The organism is Clostridium oceanicum (genome assembly GCF_039521385.1).
Taxonomy (GTDB): Bacteria; Bacillota; Clostridia; order Clostridiales; family Clostridiaceae; genus Clostridium_F; species Clostridium_F oceanicum.
This window is the reverse complement of the sequence record NZ_BAAACG010000003.1, coordinates 1-17406: the sequence shown is the minus strand read 5'-3', so window position 1 is coordinate 17406 and position 17406 is coordinate 1. Positions and strand designations below refer to the sequence as shown.

The following is a 17406-nucleotide window of genomic DNA, read 5'->3' as shown; positions in this document are numbered from 1 at the left end:
AAAGATAAAGAATCTTTATTTTGGTGGTGAACTTATGAATATTAATAGTATAGGAGTGGAAAACTTACTTCAATATCAATTGATGGGACAAATTATGGAGAAGGCATTTGAGGGAGATTCAACATCCTTTCAAATTGTACTTCAAAGTTTAGTAAATGCTATGAATGATAAAAATTCAACATTAGGTACAACTAGTGCAGGAATGAATTTAGAAGATATGCCTTTTAAGGGTAATGATCCTAACTTAAATGGAGCAGTTAACCATGTTAGAAATATGGGATCTAAAATAAAAAGTGGCAATATTAGTATAGATGAAGCAGTATTAAGAGCATCTAAAAAATATGGCATAGATAAGGATTTAATAATGTCTGTTATAAAACAAGAGTCAGATTTTAATCCAAATTGTGTATCTAGTGCAGGTGCTATGGGACTTATGCAGCTTATGCCAGAAAATGTTAAAGATTTAGGTGTATCTAATCCCTATGATGTACAAGAAAACATAAATGGAGGAACTAGGTATTTAAAACAAATGCTTAATATGTATGGCAATAACAAAAAATTAGCATTAGCAGCTTACAATGCAGGTCCAGGAACATTAAGTAGAAGAGGTGTAGATACTATACCAGAAATATCTAAATTACCTAATGAAACTAGAGATTACGTAAAAAAAGTTATGAATTATTATGGAAAATAATAAATTAAAGGGATGCCTTAAAAAGGTATCCTTTTAATTTTGTTTTAATAAATTCTTTTGTTTGTTAGTATAAAGATATATAATTTAATATATTATAAAGCTTATTTTATAGGAGGAAGTAAATGTTAAGATTAGATAAGATTTTATCCAATATGGGATATGGTACTAGAAAAGAAGTTAAGGCTTTAATAAAAAAAGGAGCTGTAGAAATTGATGGTAAAGTAGCTCAAAATAATAATGATAAAGTAGATCCAAATAAATCTACAATATTAGTTAATGGTAGAAAAGTTATTTATAGAGAATACATATATTTAATGATGAATAAACCTAGTGGAGTTATATCTGCTACACAAGATAATTATGACCAAACAGTTGTAGATTTACTAGAATATGAAGATGCGGTTTTTAAACCTTTTCCAGTAGGACGATTAGATAAAGATACAGTAGGACTGCTTTTGTTAACAAATGATGGAGAATTAAATCATAGATTAATATCTCCTAAATGGCATGTAGATAAAGTGTATTATGCTGAAATAAATAAATCTGTAAATGATAAAGATGTAGAGAAATTTAAAAAAGGTATAAAATTAGATGATGGTTATGAATGTTTTCCTGCAAATCTTGAAATAATTGAATCAAAAGAAGAAGGATCAAAAGTTAGAGTTACTATACATGAAGGCAAATTTCATCAAGTTAAGAGAATGTTTGAAAGTTTAGATAAAAAAGTTATATATTTAAAAAGAGAAAAATTTGGCACTATTCCTTTAGATGAGTCTTTAGAAGAAGGAGAATACAGGGAACTTACTGATGAGGAAGTGAAAATTTTAAAGAAAGAGGATTAAGCTTACGCTTGTCCTCTTATTGCAAACAAATGAAAGATTATTATTCATAAAAATAATATTATAAAATAAAATTTTCATATAACTATTGAATTTTAATAATTGATTTATTATAATATACATGCAAGGATAAGTAAGAGGAATAAATAGCCCCCTTTTTTATTTATCTGAAACAGCCTATAACCCCAATAGGCTGTTTTATTTTTAATTGATTTATAAATATTTTAACGATTTTATGGATTAATGGGTTAATAAATGATAAAATCTAGTTATGTAATTAACTTATAATAGTAGCAATTATAATTTTTATAGAAGATTCTATAAGGAGTTGAGCTAATGAAAGAATATGAATCTAAATTGCAAAGTGAAGAAATGGATCGTTTATGTGAAGCATTTTTGAGCTTAAAAACTAAGGAAGAATGTTATAGATTTTTTGAAGATATATGCACAATAAATGAAATAAAAGCTTTAGAACAAAGACTTCAAGTTGCAAGTATGCTTATTAATAAAATAACATATTTAGAGATTGCAAATAAAACAGGGGCAAGCACTGCAACTATAAGTAGAGTAAATAGATGCCTTAATTATGGAAGTGAAGGTTATAAAATAGTTTTAGATAGAGTAAGCGGAAAGTAGCTTAATTTTAATTACTATATAGGCTGTTCAATATATTAAAATATTAGAACAGCCTTTTAATTTTTAAATTAATATTAAAATGTTATAATATTATGCAGAATAATAAAAGTAGTTTTAAATAGGGAGTTGATTTTATATGGAACTAAATTTAGCTCAAGAACTAAATAAAGAACAATATGCTGCAGTAGTTAGCGTAAAAGGACCTCTTCTAATTTTAGCAGGAGCAGGATCAGGTAAAACAAGGGTTTTAACATACAGAATTGCTCATATGATAAATGATCTTGATATATATCCATCTAAAATATTAGCTATAACTTTTACAAATAAAGCAGCAGGAGAAATGAAACAAAGAGTTAAATCATTAGTTGGAGATGAAGCAGATAGAATGTGGGTATCTACATTCCATTCTAGTTGTGTAAGAATCTTAAGAAGAGAAATAGATAAGATAGGTTATAATAAAAATTTTACTATATATGATAGTTATGATCAAAAGACACTTATAAAACAATGCATGAAAGAGCTAAATATAAATGATAAAGAAATTACAGATAGAGAAATTATAGGAACTATATCTAATCAAAAGGATCAATTAATATCTCCAAGACAATTTAAAAAAGAAAATGAAGGTAACTACAGAAAAAATAAAATAGCAGATGTGTATCTTTTATATCAAAAAAGACTAAAAGCTAGTAATGCTTTAGATTTTGATGATTTGATATATAAAGCAGTAGAATTATTTAAAAATAATAAAGATGTTTTAGAATTTTATCAAAGAAAATTTGAATACATAATGGTAGACGAATATCAGGATACAAATAAGTCTCAGTATGAACTTGTAAAACTACTTGCAAAGGCTCACAAAAATATATGCGTTGTTGGTGATGATGATCAATGTATATATGAGTGGAGAGGTGCAGATATAACTAATATATTAGATTTTGAGAAAGATTACCCTAATGCTAAAATTGTAAAATTAGAGGAAAACTATAGATCTAAAGCTAATATATTAAAAGCGGCTAATGGTGTAATAAAAAATAATGCTCAAAGAAAAAATAAGATGCTTAGAACTGAGAAAAATGATGGAGATAAAATTAAAATCTTTAGATCATATTCTGATATAGATGAAAGTAGATTTGTTTCAAGTGAAATCAAAAAATTAGTTAGGGCAAAAGGAATAAAATATAGAGATGTAGCAGTACTTTATAGAACTAACGCCCAATCACGTTTATTTGAAGATTCCTTTATGAAAGCTGATATTCCCTATAGATTAATAGGAGGACTTAAATTCTATGACAGAAAAGAAATAAAGGATATAATGGCATATTTAAAACTTATAAACAATCCTTTAGATGATGTAAGTCTTAAAAGAATAATAAATGTACCTAAAAGAAGTATAGGAGATACTACTGTAGGTAAAATCCAAGAATTTGCTAATTCTATGGATGAGTGTATGTATAGTGTACTTCTAGATGCAGATCAAGTTTTAAATTTAGCTTCAAGAACTCTTAATTCTATTAGAAAATTTGTAAGTCTTATAAATAGTTTTATTAGAAGAAAAGAAGAAATAAGTGTATCTTTTTTAATTAAGGAAATACTAGAAGAAACAGAGTATCTTTCTAAATTAAAAAAATCTAAAAATGCAGATGATGTAAGTAGAGTAGAGAACTTAGAAGAACTAGTTTCTGCAGCTATGGATTTTGAAAGAGAATCAGAAGATAAAAGTTTGGAAACTTTTTTAGAGAAAGTTGCTTTAGTTACTGATGTTGATAGTTATGATGAAGAGTCAGATAGTGTAGCAATAATGACTGTACATAGTGCTAAAGGGTTAGAATTTCCAGTAGTTTTCATGGTCGGTATGGAAAATGGAATATTCCCAAGTCTTCAGTGTTTAAATAATCCAGATGAAATGGAAGAAGCAAGAAGATTATGTTATGTTGCTATAACTAGAGCAAAAGAAGAACTTTATATAACTTCCGCAGAAACAAGAAAAGTATTTGGAAGAACGGTTTGTTATTCAGTTTCAGATTTTATAGATGAAATAAGTCCTAATTTAAAAGAGTACATTAATAGTTTTGGAAATAAAAAAATAGGTTCTAATAGCTTTGATAAAAATAAGTTTAACAGGAATAGATTTTCCCCTAATAAAAATATAAATAAGGCTACACCTTCAAATAAGGTAGTAAGTACTTTAGATTCTAGTAGTATAACTATAGGTAAAAAAGTTAGACATGAAAAATTTGGAGTAGGAACTGTAGTTAGTACGTCTAAATCTGGAGATGATATAAAACTTACTATAGCATTTGATAGAATGGGAATAAAAAGTTTAATGCTTAGTATGGCTCCACTTGAAGCTGTTTAGGAGGTAAACATATTAGTTATGAAAAATGATAAACTTGAAAAAATGAAAGAATTAATAAAACTTTTAAATAGATATGCTTATGAATATTATTCTTTAGATAATCCTACAGCATCAGATAAAGAATATGATTTAAAGTATGATGAATTAGTAAGTTTAGAAAAAGAAACAGGAATAATACTTTCCTATTCACCAACTCAAAGAGTTGGGGATATAGTTTTAAAAGAATTTAAAAAATATGAACATAAAGCTCCCTTATGGAGTCTTGATAAAGCTCAAAGTGTAGAAGAGATAATAGAATGGGATAAAAGAAATAAAAAAGCTGTAGAAAAATATAATTTAACTCATGAAGAAAAATTGCCAGAATTACAGTATGTAATAACAAAAAAATTTGATGGACTTACAATAAATTGTACTTATGATGATGAGGGAATATTAAAAAAGGCAGCTACAAGAGGAACTGGAATAATAGGTGAAGATATAACAGCCCAAGCTAAGACTATAAAATCCCTACCTTTGAAAATAGATAATCATCATACAATAGAAGTTCATGGTGAAGCTGTAATGACAAAAAAGGCTTTTGAAGAATATAATAAAGTGTCAGAAGTTCCACTTAAAAATTTAAGAAATGGAGCAGCCGGTGCTATAAGAAATTTAAATGTAAAAGAGACTGCTAGAAGAAATTTATCTGCCTTTTTTTATGATGTAGGATATAATGAAGGGAATCCTTTTAAATCCTATATGGAAATGATGAATTTTATAAAAGAAATGGGACTTCCACAAGATGAATATATAAAAGTTTGTAAGAATATAAAAGATATAGAGAAAGAAATAGTATATGTAGGAAATATAAGAGACGAACTAGAATATGATATAGATGGAATAGTTATAGCTATAGATGATATTAGAACTAGGGAATTACTTGGATATACTATAAAATTTCCTAAATGGGCTATAGCTTATAAATTTGAAGCTAAAGAAGCAACTACAAAATTATTAGAAATAGAATGGAATGTAGGAAGAAGTGGAAGAGTTACCCCTACAGCATTACTTCAGCCAGTAGATCTTGGTGGAGTTACAGTTAAAAGAGCTACCTTAAATAATATGGATGATATAGGTAGAAAAAATGTAAAATTAGGAGCAACTGTTTTTGTTAGACGTTCTAATGATGTTATTCCTGAAATTATGGGAGTAGTAGAAGATACCTTAGAGGAAAGTGTAGATATAAAAGCACCATTAAAATGCCCTTATTGTGGTAGTAATTTAGTACAAAATGGTGTCCATTATTATTGTGAAAATTCTTTGTCTTGTAAACCACAAATGGTAAAAAGTATAGTCCATTTTGCAAGTAGGGAAGCTATGAATATAGCAGGTTTTAGTGAAAAAACAGCAGAACAACTATTTGAAAAATTAGATATTAAATCTATTTGTGATTTATATAAAATAAAAAAAGAAGATTTAATGAATTTAGAAAAATTTGGAGAGAAAAAATCTGAAAATCTTATAAAAGCAATAGAGAAAAGTAAAGATTGTACTCTTCCTTCATTTATATATGCATTAGGGATACCTAATGTAGGTAAAAAGACAGCTACAGATTTAGTTTCTGAATTTAAATCTTTAGATAAAATAAAAGAATGTAGCATGGAAGAATTAGTTGAAGTATCTGATATTGGAGAAACAGTAGCCCAGTGTATATATGAGTTTTTTAAAGATGAAAAGATAAACTTAAATATAAAAGAGCTACTGGATTTAGGTGTTAATCCTAAATATGAAGAAAAAGAAATAAAAAGCAATCCTCTAATTGGTAAAACTATAGTTATAACTGGAACTTTAAATCTTTATAGTAGAAGTGAGATAAAAAAGAAATTACAATCTATGGGTGCTAAAGTTTCAAGTAGTGTAAGTAAGAAAACTGATTATGTTTTGGCAGGAGAAAATCCAGGTTCAAAATATAAAAAAGCTCAGGAATTAGGTGTAGATATAATGTATGAAGAAAAAATTAATGATATAATAAAAAATTATTAATTTTTTATAAATGTATTTACATTGACTGTAAAAAAGTATACTATTGTCTATGAAGTTATAAAAGGTAAATAGAACATTAGAGAGGGTAAAAAAATGAGAAAAGCATTGAATGTACTTGGTTGGATTATGGTTATATTAACTACTATAGCTTTGATACTAACCTTAATAACAATTTATCAATTTTCATATATAAAATATTTTGATACTTATTATACTCTTGAATGGTGTATGTTTTTCACTATGCTTGTTTGGGGTTTGAAAATGATAAATTTAAGTAGTGGATTGAAAAATATATTTTATTCTTTAATGTGTATAATGTTTGCTATGGCTAATATATTCTTTATGTATATGAAAGTTTATTAAATTAGATATAAAATACAATTTTAATATAAAAGATAGGAGATTTTAAAGCTCCTATCTTTTTTTATACCATTAATTATCCTGTAAAAAAGATATAAAGTGTTACTACAAATATGTTTATAGTATAAATACATTCGTATATAAATAAAATACAAAAAAGTATTGACAATCCATATATGGGGTGATATTATATGTGTATGTTATTTAAAGACACTTGTGTATTAATTACATACATGATTTCGGAGGGATAAAAATGAAAAAAATAGGACTTTTACCTAGATTATTATTAGGAATATTATTTGGTATAGGCATAGGACTTATATCAAAATCTATAGAGATGTACCAGGTTGTAAGAATATTCACCACTTTTTCTAGCTTATTTGGTAATTTTCTTAATTTCTGTATACCGCTTATAATAGTAGGATTTGTAGCACCAGGAATTGCAGATCTTGGAAAAGGATCTGGTAAGCTTTTAGGAATAACAGTTGTATTTGCTTACTTATCTACAATTCTTGCTGGAACAGCAGCATTTTTCTTAGGAAAATCTATATTACCAAAATTAATTAAAGCTGGTGGAGAAGTTGCTAAGTCAAATGTATATTTAGATCCATTTTTCAAAATAGAAATGCCACCTATAATGGGAGTGATGACAGCGCTAATTATTGCTTTTGTATTAGGAATTTGTATGCCTTACATAAAAGGGAAAAATTTATTTCATATAACAAAAGATTTTAGAGATATAGTTGATATAATAGTTAGAAGAGTAATAATACCTTTTGTACCTATTCATATAGCAGGAATATTTGCTAAACTATCAGCTTCAGGAGAAATTTTTAGTACTTTAAAAACATTTTCAAGTGTATATCTTCTTATAATACCATTACAATTAGGTTATATAGTTGTACAGTATTTAATAACTTATTTTGCAACAGGAAAAAATCCTGTTAAATCTTTAAAGACAATGGCACCTGGATATATGATGGCACTTGGAACTCAATCTTCAGCAGCTACTATACCAGTAAACCTTCAATGTGCACATAAAAATGGTGTATCAAAAGATGTTGCAGATTTTGTAATTCCATTATGCGCAACAATAAATTTAGCAGGAGATACTATTACATTAGTTTTAGGGGCTATGGGTGTAATGATTATGGGAGGACAAACTCCTACTCTAGGAATGATTATGCCATTTATATTAATGCTTGGTGTAACTATGGTAGCAGCTCCAGGAATACCAGGTGGTGGAGTATATGCTAGTTTAGGATTACTTAAGGACATGCTTATGTTTGGAAAACCGGAACAAGGGTTAATGATAGCAATACATTTTGCCCAAGATAGTTTAGGAACTGCAACTAATGTATGCGGTGATGGAGCTATGGCAATGATTATAGATAGAATTTTTAGAAACAAAAAGAAAGTAGCTGAAAGTACAAAATTAGAAGAAGCAGTATAAATAAAAAACTACCTGTATAGGTAGTTTTTATTTATTGTATGTAAAAAAGATATATTTGTGGTAAAATAAAAATGTTAATCTAGTATAAACTTATATATTAGAAGATTTATTAAGATAAGGAAGTGAGGAGTACAATGTCAGTTTCAAGAAAAGATGTAGAATATGTTGCACAGCTTGCTAAGTTAGAACTAAATGAAAATGACAAAGAAATATTTGCAAATGATTTAAATAAAATATTAAGTTATATGGAAAAGTTAAATGAATTAGATACTGATGATGTAGATATAGTAGTAAACCCATATTATATTGAAAACAAGTTTAGAGAAGATACGGTTGAAGAATCTATGAGCTTAAAAGAAGTTATAGATAATTCTCCAGAGCATTTAGAAGAGTACATAGTTGTACCAAAAGTAATAGATTAATATTGTTTAAGGAGGAGGAAAAATATATATGGATTTAACTAAGCTTACAGCTCATGAACTTAAAGATATGTTAAAAAACAAAGAAGTTAAAGCACAAGAAATTACAAAAGCTTATTTAGATAATATAAATTCTATAGATGAAAAATTAGGAGCTTATTTACATGTAGCAGAAGAAGAGGCTATGGGTAAAGCTTTAGAAGTTGATAAAAAGATAGAAAAAGGGGAAGCTTTAAAGAAACTATCAGGTATACCAGTAGGTATAAAAGACAATATAAGTGTTAGAGGAATGCAAAATACATGTGCATCTAAAATACTAAGAGGATATGTTTCTCCCTATGATGCCCATGTAACTGAAAGAATTAAAGATGAAGATGGTATAATTTTAGGAAAATTAAATATGGATGAATTCGCTATGGGATCATCAAATGAAAATAGTTCAGTTAAATTAGTTAAGAACCCATGGGATTTAACTAGAGTACCAGGAGGATCTTCCGGCGGATCAGTAGCATCAGTTGCAGGATGTGAATCAGCACTATCTTTAGGAACAGATACTGGTGGATCTGTTAGACAACCAGCTTCATTATGTGGTGTTGTTGGTTTAAAACCAACTTATGGTAGAATATCAAGATCTGGAGTAGTAGCTTTTGGATCAACATTAGACCAAGTTGGACCAATAGGAAAAGATGTAGAAGATTGTGCTCTATTAACACAATCTATTTCAGGTTTAGATTCTAAAGATTTTACTACAGCTAATATACAAGTACCAGATTATTCTAAAAGCTTAACTAAAGATTTAAGAGGTAAAAAAATAGGTATACCAAAAGAATACTTTGGTGAAGGTTTAAATGATGGAGTAAGAAAATCAGTAGAAGAAGCAATTAAAGTTTTAAAAGACAATGGTGCAGAGGTAGAATCATGTTCACTTCCACTATCAGACTATGCTCTTTCAGCTTACTATATAATATCTAGTGCAGAAGCTTCATCAAACCTTGCAAGATTTGATGGAATTAGATATGGACATAGAACAAAAGATTTTAAAAATTCAAATGAAATATACATGAAATCTAGAAGTGAAGGTTTTGGAGACGAAGTTAAAAGAAGAATAATGCTTGGAACATATGTACTTTCAGCAGGATATTATGATGCATATTATAAAAAAGCATTAAAAGTTAGAAAGCTTATTAAAGATGATTTTAGTAGGGTGTTTAAAGAATTTGATGCAATAGTTTCACCAACATCACCAACTACAGCCTTTAAAATAGGAGAAAAAACTGATGATGTAATGTCTATGTATCTTTCAGATATATATACTGTACCAGTAAGTGTAGCAGGAGTTCCAGCTATATCAGTTCCATGTGGAATGGTAGAAGGATTACCAGTTGGTCTTCAAATTATAGGAGATTATTTTAAAGAAGATAAGTTATTTAATATAGCATATAGTTATGAACAATCTACTGACTTTCATAAAATGAGGGCGGAAATTAAATAAAAAGTTGAATTACAAAATAAAAGGAGTGAATAACATAGATGGATTTTGAAGCAGTTATCGGATTAGAAGTTCATTCAGAGTTATCAACAGATACTAAGATATTTTGTGGTTGTAGCACAGAATTTGGAGGACAACCAAATACACATGTTTGTCCAACATGCTTAGGATTACCAGGAGCACTTCCAAGGTTAAATAAAAAAGTTGTTGAATACGGAATAAAAGCAGGTTTAGCATTAAACTGTTCTATAAACAAAGTTTGTAGAATGGATAGAAAAAATTATTTTTACCCAGATTGTCCTAAAAACTATCAAATAACTCAAGATGAAATACCAGTATGTCATGATGGATATATAGAAATAGAACTAGATAATGGTGATAAAAAGAAAATAGGTATTGAAAGAATACATATAGAAGAGGATGCAGGAAAACTTCTTCATACTGATGCAGGATCTTTAGTTGATTATAACAGAGCTGGAGTACCATTAATTGAAATAGTATCAAAACCAGATCTTAGAAGTCCAGAAGAAGCTACTAAATATCTTGAAAAGTTAAAAAGTATTCTATCATCAATAGAAGTTTCAGATTGTAAAATGGAACAAGGTTCTTTAAGATGTGATGGAAATATATCTGTAATGCCTAAGGGAAGTTTGGAATTTGGTGTTAGATCAGAAATAAAAAATATGAACTCATTTAAAGCCCTTGAAAAAGCTTTTGAATATGAGTACAAGAGACATGTTGAAGCGGTAAAAAATGGAGAAGAACTAGAGCAAGATACTAGAAGATGGGATGAAGCTAAAGGCGTTACTTTTGCTATGAGAAGTAAAGAAAAAGCTAATGATTATAGATACTTCCCAGAAGGGGATCTTGTTACATTAAATATATCTGATGAGTGGATAGAAGAAGTAAGAAAATCCATTCCAGAATTACCACATGAAAAAGCTGAAAGGTTTGTAAAAGAATTTAGTATTCCTAAATATGATGCTTCTGTTTTAACATTAACTATGGATATGGCTAAATTTTTCGAAAAAGTTGCAGTAGAAAGTAAAGATGCTAAAGCTGCATCTAATTGGCTTATGGGTGATATATCAAGACTTATGAATAAAAATAATATGGAAGTTAAAGACTTAAAGTTTAATCCTTCACAGTTAGCAGAACTTATAAAGGTAATAAACAAGGGAACTATATCAAATAACATAGGAAAAAAAGTTTTAAATTCTATGTTTGAATCCGGTAAAGATCCTAAAGTTATAATAGAAGAAAAAGGATTAATTCAAAATAATGATGAAGGCGAAATATTAGAAGTAGTTAAAAAAATCATGGAAGAAAATCCTAAAGTTGTACAGGATTATAAAGATGGTAATAAAAGAGTATTAGGATTCTTTGTAGGTCTTGTAATGAAAGCAACTAAAGGAAAAGCTAATCCTCAAATAGTTAATAAAATAGTTAATCAAGAAGCTAGTAAATTATAATAAAAAATATTTAAGTAGCCTGTCAGTTTATATGTTTATTTAAACTGATAGGTTTTATTTTTTTATAAATATATAATTTTGTAATATTTAATATTTTTTTCATGAAAATAAAGGTAGATATATACATATAATATAATATATCAATAAATTTAGGAGGAAATACACATCAAGTTATTACAAGACATATATCTTTCTATAAGAAGTAAAGAAGTGAAAAAAGCTAAATGGACATTAAAAAAAGTTAAAGTGGATGAAATATTAAATTCAATAGAAAACAGTTGTTGGAAATATGGAATACAATATGATATTTTATATAAGAATTCTGAATCTGTATTATTAAGATTAAGAAGAAAGAAAAAAATAAAGATACTTAAATATCATAAGTCACAAATAGTTTTTGAAAAAGATTTTAAAGATTTTTTAAATTACATGGATAAATTTGAAATAGATAATGGAGTATACATTACTACAGGAGTATTTACACAAGAAATACTTAACAAAGTTATTCACTTTAAATTTAAAAATATAAAACTAGTAGATAACTTGAGTTTGATAAAAAAAGAATTAGGCCTTAAAGGTAAATCTAATGATATGTTTAAAAAACCAGAATCAGTATTTTTAGCATATCTTCCATAATCTTAATTTTAATAATTATTTAATAAACGAAACTTTAGTGTTTTGTTTATTTTTTTTTTTAGATGTTAATAATTAATATATAAATAATGTTAGATTTTAATAAAAATCCTTAATAGGGGGAGCAGTGGATGAAAAAAATAACATATATTCTTATTGTTTTTGTTTTTATAGTATTTTTTATATGTGGATGTGTAGAAAAGAATGTTAAAGTAGAATCTAAGAATGTAAAAAGAAATTATATGGTTTATGATATAGATAGTGAACCTAAGGATTTGATAATGTTAGGAAATTCTAATAAAAAAGAGCAAAATATATTAATAAGTTTATTTGATGGTTTAGTTTCATTAGATAAAAATAATAAAATAAAAGGCGAATTATCTAAAAAGTGGGAAATAAATAAAGATAAAACAAAATATAAATTTATTTTAAAAGACAATATATACTGGAGTAATGGAGATAAAATAACTGCTAAAGATTTTGAGAAATTTTTTATTAATATTATAGAATATAGTAAGGAAAATAATATAAAAATAGATGATTTAAAGTGTATATATGGGGTATCACAGTATATGAATATAGGTGATAGAGATAAAATTGCAATAAAAGCTAAAGAAGATAACTCTTTAGAGATATCTTTAAATTATCCCTGTGATTATTTTTTAGATATATTAGCTAAACCCTGTTATAAACTACGAAAAATAGATAAAAAACTATTAGATTATAAAAATACTTGTAATAAGATACCTTATAGTGGAGCTTTTGTTATTGATACAGTAGCAAAAGAAGGAATGAATTTAAAAAAGAATAAGTATTATTGGGATAAAGACAAAATAAAAAATGAAAAGATTAAAGTTAATTTTAATAAATCTAATGAAGAATCCTTAGCAGGATTTAAAATGGGTAAAGTAGATGTTTTTATGGATCCACCAGATTTTGAATTAGATGTCTTAAAAGATAATGGACTCATAACTTCGAAAAATATTCAGAAACTAAAAATTTTATCTATAAATAATAAGAATTTTAAGGATACTGATTTGAGAAAATCAATAGATTGCTCTATAGATAGAGAATATATCTGTACTCATATATATAATGGACTATGTGAAAAGGCAGATTCTTATGTTATAAAAAAAGAGGGAAGTAAAGCAAATCCTTATTATAAAAAATATTTTGAGTTTAATAAAAATCATTCAAAAGCCAAAGAGTTGTTAAAAAAATCAATAGAAAAAGCTAAAAAAGAAAAGAAAGATTATAAAGGAGAATTTGTTTTACATTTAATATCTAAAGATACTTCTAAAGATAAGAATATTTGTGAATATATAAGCAAATCTATAAAAGATGCTTTAAATATTAATGTAGTGTGGAAAAGTTATGAAAGTCAAAAGGATTTAAACAAAGCTATAAAAAATGGAGAATATGATGTAGCGCTTACAGAGTGTAATGGAGAATACAGTAATTCATTAGAATTTTTAAATATACTCACCAATATATCTTATAAAAATAACTATGGGTATAATAATTATAACTATGATACATTCATAAGAAATGCAAAAATACAAAAAGATTCTAAAAAGAAAAAAGATTTAATACTAAAAGCTCAAGATGTATTAGAAAAGGATTCTTCTATCTTACCTTTAGGTTTTAAAAAATCTATTTTATGCAAAAGTTCTAAGTTAGATGGAATATATATGGATAAACTAGGGAATGTAGTGTTAAAGTATTATAATTTTTTAGATTTTAATTAAATTGAAGGTGAAAATAAATTGATATAATAACTGTTTATTTTTATATCTTTAGTACAAAGGTAAATAAAAAAGTTCCTCTTATTTTAATGAGGAACTTTTTTTAGAATTAGTATCATCTTTAGGTATAAAATATGGACAATTAGTGTTATCAGGATGAATACTTAAAAATGAGTCAACATAATTTAGGATACATCGACCATCTTTTTTATTTTTACAGTTTTCAGAACAATTTATAGTCAAAGATATCCCTCCTTATTTTAAATATTAGGCATATAGAAATAACTAGTTAAATATTTAAATATGCTTTAGTTTAAAGTAATATTAGTATGTGCATAATCACATATAAAAATTATTAAAATAAAAGGTAAATACTAAAAAATATACATAGTATTTACCTTCATATACATATTTGTTTTTAATTTACATTAAATAGGTTTTAAGGTGTAAAGAATTAAAAATAAAATTAATAAATTTTTATTGCTATCAAAAGATAATCTTGTTTTAGTGAATTCCTGCTTTTTATTATTATATAATACGTATTTTGCAAAAACAGGAGCAAGTTCAGTATTTTCAGGAGTATCAATAGATGAACTTCTAAAATATTGTTCATCTATTAAGTCATCTGATTTTAATGAATGATTTCTATATCTTTCTACACTATTTAAGCTTGGTGCATCTGGCCAGCTAAGGATTATCCCTGAACTAAGAACTTGAGTTTTGAAAAAATCAGTTAACTCACTTTTTCCTACTGAGTTTTCATTGTTATTTGAATATGATAGCATTGTTAGAAAATAAGACATTATCTCAGTAGAAGAATAGGTTATTTCTTTTTTATCTGCTTGTTTTATAAACATAGATAAATTATCATCGTATAAACTATGCAAAGAGTCAAATAAATTATTAGCTTCTAATTTAAATTTTGAAATTCCAGTATTTTTGTATAAACTTATAAAATCAAAATAAGTTAAACAAGATTCATCTATATCAAAATTAGTGTTAGAAGCATATTTTTCACTGTATTTTTCTAATAAAAGTTCAGATAAGTCTAGTAATAGTATTTTACTATCAGGGTTTTTAGAATAGCCATAAAATAAATTTAAACCTAAACATATTTTAGATAGTTCATTTAAAGATAAAGAATATATTTCATCTTTAAATTCAATGAGCATATTTAAAATATCCAATGAAAATTTCTCATAATTAGAACAGTAATCATCTGTACCTAATTTAGAACAGCCATAGTAAGCTGCCATTAGTAAAGCTTGATTAGAAAAATTGAATTTTTTGTTTTTCTGTTTGAATTTTAAATCATTTAATGAAGAATCAGATACATCTAGTTTATCTACAAAAATACCTTCTTCGTTCCTTAAGTTTAATGCATAAAATTCTAGTTGTTTTTTGCATAAATTGCTATACAGTTCACTATAAGAGTATAGTTTTTTGTTTGTGTCTTTAAAATTATTGTAGTATTCTATTAATTGTAGTAAACTTAAAGTCATTAAACTGTTTCCAAGGACGTCTATTTCTTTTTTAAACTTATCTTCATTCCATATTAACCTATCATTAAAACTAGTTAATTTAGGACTAGCTTTTTTGTATACACATAATAATGGAGAGTATGTTTTAAAAGCGTTAATATTGGAATTACTTAAACTTTTAACTGGAGTACATATACCGCAGTTAGAGTTAAGTACTATGTGATTTAAAGATTCTTTAGCTAAAAAGTTTAGTTGTGAGTATATATTATCTGTTTTTAAAGTGTTAATTCTTAAAAAAGGACCTATATATTTCAAAAAAAATACACCTACCATAAAGTAATACTTATATATAATATGATATATAAGTGGAAAATAGTGATATATATTATAAATATTTTGAATTATGTATTTGAAGGAGAAGATAATATGAATAAAAAAGTTATTGTAGCAAGTAATAATCAACATAAAATACAAGAAATTAAACAAATATTAAGTAAGTATGGGTTAGAGGTTATATCATTAAAGGAAGCAAATATAAACATAGAAGTAGAAGAAGATGGGAAAACATTTATGGAAAATGCTTTAAAAAAAGCTGTTACTATACATAAAGTTGTACCGGATTGTATGGTAATATCAGATGATTCAGGACTTATGGTTGAAGCATTAGATGGAGCGCCAGGAATTTTTTCTGCTAGATTTGCAGGAGAACATGGAAATTATAAAAAAAATAATGAAAAATTATTAAGTCTTTTAAAAGGAAAAAAAGAAGAGGACAGAAAAGCTAAATTTGTATCAGCAGTTGTTTTTATAATAAATAAAGATAATATAATTAAAGTTGAAGGACATATAGATGGAGTAATTATAGACGAAGAAAAAGGTTCTAATGGGTTTGGATATGATCCTTTGTTTTATGTACCTTCTTATAATAAGACATTTGCAGAAATGGGAAGTGAAGCAAAGAATAAAATTAGTCATAGAGCAGTTGCTTTAAATAAATTAGAAGAAGAAATAAAAAAGTATATATAAGTTAAGTGGCGAGGTATAAAGAAATGAAAATAGGTGTAATAAGTGATACTCATAGAGGAATAAGTGACATAAATAAATTGGTGAATAAATTTAAAGATACAGATATGCTTATACATTTAGGGGATAATGTAGAAGATGTAGATATAATATCTAAAGTATATAAAAAAGAAATAATAAATGTAAAAGGTAATTGTGATTTTGGAGTAGAACATCCAAGTGAACTGTTAAAAGTCATAGGTGGTAAGAAATTTTTTATAACCCATGGTCATTTATATAATGTTAAGTATAATTTAACTACACTAATGTATAGGGCAATGGAACTAGAAGCGGACGTTGTGCTCTTTGGGCATACTCATATACCATGCATAGAGAATATAAGTAACATATGGTTTATAAACCCAGGAAGTGCTATTATGCCTAGAAATGGTGTACCAAGTATATGCATTATAGATTTGGAAAATAATCATATAAATCCTTGTATAGAAAAAATTTAGACAAAAATAAAAAAAAAATGAAAAAAACTATTGACGAATCTGAATATATCGTGTAGAATAGTTTATGTCGTTGAGGGACAAAGCAATTAACCAAAACGGCTTTGAAAATCAATAAACTTAGAAAACAACGTAGTTTTCGGGGTGTGGCGCAGATGGGAGCGCGCGTGGTTTGGGACCATGAGGTCGCAGGTTCGAGCCCTGTCACCCCGACCAAAACATGCGGGTGTAGCTCAATGGTAGAGCTCCAGCCTTCCAAGCTGGCTACGAGGGTTCGATTCCCTTCA

Annotated in this window: 16 protein-coding genes and 1 tRNA gene; 15 read left to right on the top strand and 2 right to left on the bottom strand. The window is 26.8% G+C overall.

The window, feature by feature from the left end; translation table 11 throughout:
- Positions 1–34: 34 nt before the first annotated feature.
- From ABDZ71_RS01860 to ABDZ71_RS01805, 12 genes are all read left to right on the top strand, one after another.
- Positions 35–694, top strand: a complete 660-nt coding sequence (locus ABDZ71_RS01860) for a lytic transglycosylase domain-containing protein (protein ID WP_343758277.1) — start codon at positions 35–37, stop codon at positions 692–694.
- 122 nt (positions 695–816) lie between these two features.
- Positions 817–1536: a pseudouridine synthase gene (locus tag ABDZ71_RS01855; RefSeq protein ID WP_343758275.1), complete on the top strand. Its 720-nt coding sequence runs from the start codon at positions 817–819 to the stop codon at positions 1534–1536.
- A gap of 333 nt (positions 1537–1869) precedes the next feature.
- The gene (locus tag ABDZ71_RS01850) at positions 1870–2169 is read left to right on the top strand and encodes a YerC/YecD family TrpR-related protein (RefSeq protein ID WP_343758273.1); all 300 of its coding nucleotides are present in this window, start codon (positions 1870–1872) and stop codon (positions 2167–2169) included.
- A gap of 136 nt (positions 2170–2305) precedes the next feature.
- A complete protein-coding gene (pcrA, locus tag ABDZ71_RS01845) occupies positions 2306–4528 on the top strand; it encodes a DNA helicase PcrA (protein ID WP_343758271.1) in 2223 nt (740 codons plus the stop codon).
- Between the two features lie 18 nt (positions 4529–4546).
- A complete protein-coding gene (ligA, locus tag ABDZ71_RS01840) occupies positions 4547–6550 on the top strand; it encodes an NAD-dependent DNA ligase LigA (RefSeq protein ID WP_343758269.1) in 2004 nt (667 codons plus the stop codon).
- Between the two features lie 93 nt (positions 6551–6643).
- Entirely contained in the window at positions 6644–6913 is a 270-nt protein-coding gene (locus ABDZ71_RS01835; protein WP_343758267.1) for a hypothetical protein, read from the top strand.
- A gap of 250 nt (positions 6914–7163) precedes the next feature.
- Positions 7164–8363, top strand: coding sequence for a dicarboxylate/amino acid:cation symporter (locus ABDZ71_RS01830; RefSeq protein ID WP_343758265.1), 1200 nt, complete (start codon positions 7164–7166; stop codon positions 8361–8363).
- A 134-nt stretch (positions 8364–8497) separates the two neighbouring features.
- A complete protein-coding gene (gene gatC, locus ABDZ71_RS01825; protein ID WP_343758263.1) occupies positions 8498–8785 on the top strand; it encodes an Asp-tRNA(Asn)/Glu-tRNA(Gln) amidotransferase subunit GatC in 288 nt (95 codons plus the stop codon).
- Between the two features lie 28 nt (positions 8786–8813).
- Positions 8814–10274 carry an Asp-tRNA(Asn)/Glu-tRNA(Gln) amidotransferase subunit GatA gene (gene gatA / locus ABDZ71_RS01820; RefSeq protein ID WP_343758261.1) on the top strand — a complete coding sequence of 487 codons (1461 nt, stop codon included), beginning with the start codon at positions 8814–8816 and terminating at the stop codon, positions 10272–10274.
- Between the two features lie 38 nt (positions 10275–10312).
- Complete coding sequence (gene gatB / locus ABDZ71_RS01815) at positions 10313–11743, top strand: Asp-tRNA(Asn)/Glu-tRNA(Gln) amidotransferase subunit GatB (RefSeq protein ID WP_343758259.1); 1431 nt, start codon at positions 10313–10315, stop codon at positions 11741–11743.
- Positions 11744–11953: 210 nt separating this feature from the next.
- Positions 11954–12379 carry a hypothetical protein gene (locus ABDZ71_RS01810; RefSeq protein ID WP_343758257.1) on the top strand — a complete coding sequence of 142 codons (426 nt, stop codon included), beginning with the start codon at positions 11954–11956 and terminating at the stop codon, positions 12377–12379.
- A 128-nt stretch (positions 12380–12507) separates the two neighbouring features.
- Positions 12508–14124, top strand: a complete 1617-nt coding sequence (locus tag ABDZ71_RS01805) for an ABC transporter substrate-binding protein (protein WP_343758255.1) — start codon at positions 12508–12510, stop codon at positions 14122–14124.
- Between the two features lie 78 nt (positions 14125–14202).
- Here the strand turns inward: ABDZ71_RS01805 and ABDZ71_RS01800 are convergent, their stop codons facing one another.
- Both ABDZ71_RS01800 and ABDZ71_RS01795 read right to left on the bottom strand, forming a co-directional pair.
- Complete coding sequence (locus ABDZ71_RS01800) at positions 14203–14364, bottom strand: hydroxymyristoyl-ACP dehydratase (RefSeq protein ID WP_343758252.1); 162 nt, start codon at positions 14362–14364, stop codon at positions 14203–14205.
- Between the two features lie 185 nt (positions 14365–14549).
- Positions 14550–15917, bottom strand: a complete 1368-nt coding sequence (locus tag ABDZ71_RS01795) for a hypothetical protein (RefSeq protein WP_343758250.1) — start codon at positions 15915–15917, stop codon at positions 14550–14552.
- A gap of 111 nt (positions 15918–16028) precedes the next feature.
- Here ABDZ71_RS01795 and ABDZ71_RS01790 point away from each other — a divergent pair, with 111 nt between their 5' ends.
- The 3 genes from ABDZ71_RS01790 to ABDZ71_RS01780 all read left to right on the top strand — a co-directional run bounded on the left by ABDZ71_RS01790 (position 16029) and on the right by ABDZ71_RS01780 (position 17335).
- Entirely contained in the window at positions 16029–16628 is a 600-nt protein-coding gene (locus ABDZ71_RS01790; protein ID WP_343758248.1) for an XTP/dITP diphosphatase, read from the top strand.
- A gap of 23 nt (positions 16629–16651) precedes the next feature.
- Positions 16652–17122, top strand: coding sequence for a metallophosphoesterase (locus ABDZ71_RS01785; protein WP_343758246.1), 471 nt, complete (start codon positions 16652–16654; stop codon positions 17120–17122).
- Between the two features lie 137 nt (positions 17123–17259).
- Positions 17260–17335 (top strand) — tRNA-Pro (locus tag ABDZ71_RS01780).
- Positions 17336–17406: the final 71 nt, after the last annotated feature.

What these genes read in the sequence shown, in the direction of transcription:
- ABDZ71_RS01805 (WP_343758255.1), top strand. Translation starts at nt 12,508, where the DNA reads ATGAAAAAAATAACATATATTCTTATTGTTTTTGTTTTTATAGTATTT.
- ABDZ71_RS01860 (WP_343758277.1), top strand. Translation starts at nt 35, where the DNA reads ATGAATATTAATAGTATAGGAGTGGAAAACTTACTTCAATATCAATTG.
- ligA (WP_343758269.1), top strand. Translation starts at nt 4,547, where the DNA reads ATGAAAAATGATAAACTTGAAAAAATGAAAGAATTAATAAAACTTTTA.
- pcrA (WP_343758271.1), top strand. Translation starts at nt 2,306, where the DNA reads ATGGAACTAAATTTAGCTCAAGAACTAAATAAAGAACAATATGCTGCA.
- ABDZ71_RS01855 (WP_343758275.1), top strand. Translation starts at nt 817, where the DNA reads ATGTTAAGATTAGATAAGATTTTATCCAATATGGGATATGGTACTAGA.
- ABDZ71_RS01785 (WP_343758246.1), top strand. Translation starts at nt 16,652, where the DNA reads ATGAAAATAGGTGTAATAAGTGATACTCATAGAGGAATAAGTGACATA.
- gatB (WP_343758259.1), top strand. Translation starts at nt 10,313, where the DNA reads ATGGATTTTGAAGCAGTTATCGGATTAGAAGTTCATTCAGAGTTATCA.
- ABDZ71_RS01835 (WP_343758267.1), top strand. Translation starts at nt 6,644, where the DNA reads ATGAGAAAAGCATTGAATGTACTTGGTTGGATTATGGTTATATTAACT.
- ABDZ71_RS01790 (WP_343758248.1), top strand. Translation starts at nt 16,029, where the DNA reads ATGAATAAAAAAGTTATTGTAGCAAGTAATAATCAACATAAAATACAA.
- gatA (WP_343758261.1), top strand. Translation starts at nt 8,814, where the DNA reads ATGGATTTAACTAAGCTTACAGCTCATGAACTTAAAGATATGTTAAAA.
- ABDZ71_RS01850 (WP_343758273.1), top strand. Translation starts at nt 1,870, where the DNA reads ATGAAAGAATATGAATCTAAATTGCAAAGTGAAGAAATGGATCGTTTA.
- ABDZ71_RS01830 (WP_343758265.1), top strand. Translation starts at nt 7,164, where the DNA reads ATGAAAAAAATAGGACTTTTACCTAGATTATTATTAGGAATATTATTT.
- gatC (WP_343758263.1), top strand. Translation starts at nt 8,498, where the DNA reads ATGTCAGTTTCAAGAAAAGATGTAGAATATGTTGCACAGCTTGCTAAG.